Genomic DNA, 3,728 nt, shown 5'->3' with positions numbered 1-3,728 from the left:
AACCGTCGCCCGCGGCCGCGCCGTCGCCCGCGGCACCGTCGCCCGCGGCGACGAGCGACTCGCGCAACCGCACGAGCGCACCCAGCGCCAGATCGGGGTCCGGGGCCCGGGACAGCGCCCACAGCACCGGCACCGCGTCGTCGTCGTTCCACCCCAGATAGTCGAGCCAGTCGGCGGCACGGTCGTCGAGCAGGCCGAGCCGCCCGGGGCTCGGCAACCTCGGGCGGGACGAGTCCCTGCTCACGATGCCGCCGCCGGTCACAGGTTGAGGTAGTTGCGCAGTTCGTACGGGGTCACGTCGGTCCGGTACTCGCGCCACTCACGGCGCTTGTTCCGCAGGAAGAACTCGAAGACGTGCTCGCCGAGCGCCTCGGCGACCAGCTCCGACTCCTCCATCGCGTCCAGCGCCTGCTCGAGGCTGCCCGGCAGGTCGGTGTAGCCCATCGCGCGGCGCTCACGGCGGCTCATGGTCCACACGTCGTCCTCGGACTCCGGCGGCAGTTCGTAGCCCTCCTGGACGCCCTTGATGCCGGCGGCGAACATCACCGCGAACGCCAGGTACGGGTTGCACGCCGAGTCCGGGCTGCGGACCTCGATGCGGCGGGAGGACGCCTTGTTGGGCGTGTACATGGGCACCCGCACCAGTGCCGAACGGTTGGCGCGGCCCCACGTGGCCGCCGTGGGCGCCTCGCCGCCACCGATGAGTCGCTTGTAGGAGTTGACCCACTGGTTGGTCACGGCCGAGAACTCGGGCGCGTGCGTGAGGATGCCGGCGACGAACGACTTGGCGGTACCCGACAGCTGGTACTCGTCGTCCGGGTCGTGGAACGCGTTGGAGTCGCCCTCGAACAGGCTCATGTGGGTGTGCATGGCCGAGCCGGGGTGATCGCGCAGGGGCTTGGGCATGAACGACGCCCACACCCCGTTGTTCATGGCCACCTCCTTGACGATGTAGCGGAACGTCATGATGTTGTCCGCCATGCTCAGGGCGTCGGCGTAGCGCAGGTCGATCTCCTGCTGCCCCGGCGCGCCCTCGTGGTGGGAGAACTCCACCGAGATGCCCATGGCCTCGAGCGCCTCGATGGCGTGGCGCCGGAAGTGCGGGGCGGTGTCGTGCACGGCCTGGTCGAAGTAGCCGCCGTTGTCCGTGGGCACCGGCTCCGCACCGTTCGTGTCGAGGTCCTTGAACAGGAAGAACTCGATCTCCGGATGCACGTAGCAGGAGAAGCCGAGGTCGGCGGCCTTGTTGAGCTGGCGCCGCAGCACGTGGCGCGGGTCGGCCCAGCTCGGGCTGCCGTCCGGGTTGTAGATGTCGCAGAAGATGCGCGCCGAGTGCTGGCCGCCGTCGGCGTGCGCCCACGGCAGGACCTGGAACGTCGACGGGTCGGGCTTGGCGACCGTGTCCGCCTCGGACACGCGGGAGAACCCCTCGATCGCGGAGCCGTCGAAGCCGATGCCCTCGCCGAACGCCCCCTCGAGCTCGGCCGGCGCCACGGCCACGGACTTCAGGGTGCCGAGCACGTCCGTGAACCAGAGCCGGACGAACCGGATGTCGCGTTCCTCGAGGGTCCTGAGAACGTACTCCTGCTGGCGGTTCATGCCTCCAACCTACTGCCTGCCGTGTGACGAGCGTGAGTCATCCCCTCGGTCCGACGCGGGCCGACCCCTGGTGACGGCTCGTGGCAGACTCGACCGCGACACCGCGCGGCGGCCGCCGCGCGAGACGTCACCGCCCCCCCCCTGTCCCACCCGGGGACCGGCCCCGGCCGGCCTCGAGGCACCGAAGGAAGGCCACACACCTCATGAGCGACACCCCCGACACCCCGGTCTACGGCTCCGGCGCCGCCCCCCGGCAGACGCCGCCCGGCACCGACGGGCAGGAGGGCCTGACGCGGGTCACGCGCCTGCACCACCTCGCCGAACTCAAGGCCGCCGGCGAGCCGTGGCCGATGCTCACCGCCTATGACTTCGTCTCCGCGCGCCTGTTCCAGGAGGCGGGGATCCCCGTCCTGCTGGTGGGTGACTCCGCGGCCAACGTGGTCTACGGCTACGACACGACCGTCCCGGTGACCGAGGACGAGATGATCCCGCTCGTCCGTGCCGTCACCCGGGGCGCGCCCAAGGCGCTGGTCGTGGCGGACCTGGTGTTCGGCAGCTACGAGGCCTCGCCCACCCAGGCCGTGGCCGCGGCGACCCGCATGCTCAAGGAGGGCGGTGCCCAGGCGGTCAAGCTCGAGGGCGGCGTGCGGATGGCGCCGCAGATCCGCGCGATCGTCGACGCCGGCATCCCCGTGATGGCCCACGTCGGCTTCACCCCGCAGTCCGTCAACGGGCTCGGCGGGTTCCGCGTCCAGGGCCGCGGGGACGCCGCCGAGCAGCTGCGCGCCGACGCCCGCGCCGTCCAGGAGGCCGGCGCCTTCTCCGTGGTCATGGAGATGGTGCCCGCCGACCTGGCCCGTGAGGTCACCGCGGAGCTGGAGATCCCCACCGTGGGGATCGGCGCCGGAAACGGCTGCGACGCCCAGGTCCTCGTCTGGCAGGACATGGCCGGCCACAGCACCGGGCGGACCGCCAAGTTCGTCAAGCGCTACGCCGAACTGGCCGACACGCTGCGGGAGGCCGCCCGCGAGTACGGCACGGAGGTCCGTTCGCGGGCCTTCCCCGGCGCCGAGCACTCCTTCTGACCGTGGGAGCCCCCGCGATCGGCACCGACCGGGACGGCACGCGCCGCGCCCCGTACCCGGAGATCGACCCGTACGAGACGGGCATGCTCGACGTGGGCGACGGACAGCGTCTGTACTGGGAGTGCTCCGGCAACCCGGACGGCGCACCCGTGCTCTTCGTCCACGGAGGGCCGGGCGGGGGCACCGACCCCGCGCACCGCCGCATGTTCGATCCGGCCGTCTACCGAATCATCCTGGTGGACCAGCGTGGGTGCGGGCGCAGCACGCCGCACGTGGCCGACGGCGCGGACCTGTCCGTCAACACGACGTGGCACCTGGTGGCCGACCTCGAGCGGCTGCGTGAGGCGCTGGGGGTCGACCGCTGGCTGGTGTTCGGCGGCTCGTGGGGCTCGACCCTCGCGCTCGCGTACGCCCAGGAGCAGCCCGACCGGGTCCGCGGCCTGGTCCTGCGCGGGATCTTCCTGTGCCGCCCGGGCGAGATCGACTGGTTCTACCGAGGCGGCGCCGCGCACCTGTTCCCCGATGTGTGGGAGGGCTACCTCGCGCCGCTCGTCGCCGCCGACGGCGCCGAGGCCGTCCACGAGCCCGGCTACGACCACGTCGCCGCCTACCACCGTCTCCTGCACTGCGGCGATCCGCTGCTCGAGCTGGAGGCGGCCCGGGCGTGGACGACGTGGGAGACGTCCACGTCCACCCTGCTGCCCCGCACGGTCGGCAAGGGCGGGGATCCGGACCGGTTCGCGCTGGCGTTCGCGCGCATCGAGAACCATTACTTCGTCAACGACGCGTTCCTGACCGGTCGGGCGATCCTCGACCGGATGGACCGCATCGCCCACCTCCCCGGCGTGATCGTCCACGGGCGATACGACGTGGTGTGCCCGGTGGCCAACGCGTGGGAGCTGCACGCGGCGTGGCCGGGTTCCGAGCTGCACATCGTGCCGGACGCGGGGCACGCGATGGCCGAGCCGGGCACCACCCACCACCTGCTCGAGGCCACGGACGCGTTCCGCCCCTGACCCGCCGGCGCGCCGGCGGCCGGGGCCG

Annotated in this window: 4 protein-coding genes; 2 read left to right on the top strand and 2 right to left on the bottom strand. The window is 72.3% G+C overall.

What is annotated here, in order from left to right:
• Both HMPREF3086_RS10680 and glnA read right to left on the bottom strand, forming a co-directional pair.
• The coding region (locus HMPREF3086_RS10680) for a hypothetical protein (RefSeq protein ID WP_371441663.1) at positions 1–244 on the bottom strand (244 nt) is incomplete at its 3' end.
• Positions 245–258: 14 nt separating this feature from the next.
• Entirely contained in the window at positions 259–1,599 is a 1,341-nt protein-coding gene (gene glnA / locus HMPREF3086_RS10675; RefSeq protein ID WP_070721793.1) for a type I glutamate--ammonia ligase, read from the bottom strand.
• 203 nt (positions 1,600–1,802) lie between these two features.
• Here glnA and panB point away from each other — a divergent pair, with 203 nt between their 5' ends.
• Both panB and pip read left to right on the top strand, forming a co-directional pair.
• Complete coding sequence (panB, locus tag HMPREF3086_RS10670; protein ID WP_070721792.1) at positions 1,803–2,684, top strand: 3-methyl-2-oxobutanoate hydroxymethyltransferase; 882 nt, start codon at positions 1,803–1,805, stop codon at positions 2,682–2,684.
• Between the two features lie 83 nt (positions 2,685–2,767).
• Entirely contained in the window at positions 2,768–3,700 is a 933-nt protein-coding gene (gene pip / locus HMPREF3086_RS10665) for a prolyl aminopeptidase (protein WP_070721795.1), read from the top strand.
• The last annotated feature ends 28 nt before the right edge of the window (positions 3,701–3,728 follow it).

The sequence above is a fragment of the Dietzia sp. HMSC21D01 genome (assembly GCF_001815995.1).
Classification (GTDB): domain Bacteria; phylum Actinomycetota; class Actinomycetes; order Mycobacteriales; family Mycobacteriaceae; genus Dietzia; species Dietzia cinnamea.
This window is presented reverse-complemented; position numbering and strand designations above follow the sequence as displayed.

Coding starts and splice junctions, on each gene's coding strand:
- panB (WP_070721792.1), top strand. CDS start 1,803: ATGAGCGACACCCCCGACACCCCGGTCTACGGCTCCGGCGCCGCCCCC.
- glnA (WP_070721793.1), bottom strand. CDS start 1,599: ATGAACCGCCAGCAGGAGTACGTTCTCAGGACCCTCGAGGAACGCGAC.
- pip (WP_070721795.1), top strand. CDS start 2,768: ATGCTCGACGTGGGCGACGGACAGCGTCTGTACTGGGAGTGCTCCGGC.